The sequence below is a fragment of the Gardnerella vaginalis genome (assembly GCF_001546455.1).
GTDB classification, from domain to species: Bacteria; Actinomycetota; Actinomycetes; order Actinomycetales; family Bifidobacteriaceae; genus Bifidobacterium; species Bifidobacterium vaginale_B.
Genome location: NZ_KQ956806.1, coordinates 18457 through 20120, shown reverse-complemented (window position 1 = coordinate 20120; position 1664 = coordinate 18457). Strand labels below are relative to the sequence as shown.

Genomic DNA, 1664 nt, shown 5'->3' with positions numbered 1-1664 from the left:
GGATTATACACAAATATTTACCAGATTTTCTACTGGAAGAGAATGCGTAATCTGCTTGATTTTGCTCTTATGTAGATTATGTTTCGCGATGGCTATTATTAAAAGGTTTAATTTGAAAGTGTAAGCGTGATATTTCATTGTTTTCCGATGATTGGCGAACTTTCATTCCGACGATTGGCGAAATTCTGTTCCGATGTTTGGCGTCATCAGTGAAGATGATTGGAAAGCGCGGTGCAAAAATGAAAGAAAACGAATTGGCGGTCGGTTGCGCTCATTTGTCGGCAGAAATTGCGCTTTCAACGGCAATTGCCAACCGCACTTGCTACTACGCAACTGCTGTTTTAGCTATAATTTCACCATGATCATGATGAATTCTAGTTTGAAATGGAGATGTTTTTATGATTTTAGCAGATAAAATATTGGAACTGCGTAAACAAAACGGTTGGTCGCAGGAAGAATTGGCGGACAAATTGGGCGTCAGTCGCCAAGCTGTTTCCAAATGGGAAGGCGCACAAAGTATCCCAGATATGGAACGGATAATTGCATTGAGCCGTTTGTTTGGTGTTAGTACAGATCTTCTAGTAAAAGATGAAATTGATGTTATAGGGAAGAACGTCAACGCAGATGAAAATGCCTGCCAGGAAGAAGCCGGCGTTCGCATTCGGGTAATTGAGCTGGAAGAAGCCTCCGCTTATATTGCTCACAGAATATCATTTGCCGCCTATGTTGCTCTAGGCGTTCTTCTTTGTGTTCTGGCGGCAATCCCGTTGGTTGGCAGTGATCTTTTGCTTTCTCACACAGTAAATGCGCAAGTCGGTAAAACTATGGGCTTAGCATTCAGTGTTGCGATTATTACCGTTGCTGTAGCTATTTTTATTATTCAGAGTTTCCATGGAAAGCGTTATCAATATTTGGAAAAAGAGGACTTTGAAACAGCTTACGGCGTTGACAGTGTGCTCAAAGAACGCTTGGAACGTTTCATGCCGTCGTATGTGCTGCGGACGGTCAGCGGTGTCGTTTTATGTATGGTTGCTTTTATTTTTCTTATAATTTCGGATATAGCACCGGAATTTTATCAACTTTCATCCGGCTTTTTTGTAGTTATCGCTATTGCCCTGGTTGCAGCAGCTGTTTATTTATTCGTACAGGCGAATATCGTCCGCTCGTCCTATTACCGTTTGCTGCAACCGAAGAAAAAAACTGTCTATCCTGCAAAGACTAGGTTATTCCTCCAAGCTTACTGGCTTATAGTTGTCTGCATTTATTTAGCCTACAGTTTCATCACGTCCGATTGGGGAAAAAGTTGGATTGTTTGGCCGTTGGCCGCATTGACTTACGGAGTAATAGAAGTAGTGCTCAAAGCGTGGATGCTCGGAAAGAAATAAGTGACTTTCAGCGTCGATTTTGTGGCGAATAACAGGTGTTATCCAGACGAAATATGGTATGCTTGCGCTTATATTACCCCCCCCCCAGGAGTGAAAGTATGATTAAAAATGTCGCACATATAGGCTTTACCGTCGGGGTGTGGACATTTTTTAGACAGCCCACCCAACCTCCTTCTGTTCTCGATAAGACTTATTCCTCCAAGTTATCAAGTTGCTTATTTGCTGGCTGGTGAAGAGACTTGCAGCAGGGAATTTGGTGTTTATCGATTGGTTAAGGAT

1 protein-coding gene is annotated in these 1664 nt (G+C 42.3%); it reads left to right on the top strand.

Annotated elements, in window-relative coordinates; all coding sequences use genetic code 11:
• The first annotated feature begins 398 nt into the window (after positions 1-398).
• Positions 399-1385: a helix-turn-helix domain-containing protein gene (locus HMPREF3216_RS00895; protein ID WP_060786522.1), complete on the top strand. Its 987-nt coding sequence runs from the start codon at positions 399-401 to the stop codon at positions 1383-1385.
• Positions 1386-1664 lie beyond the last annotated feature (279 nt).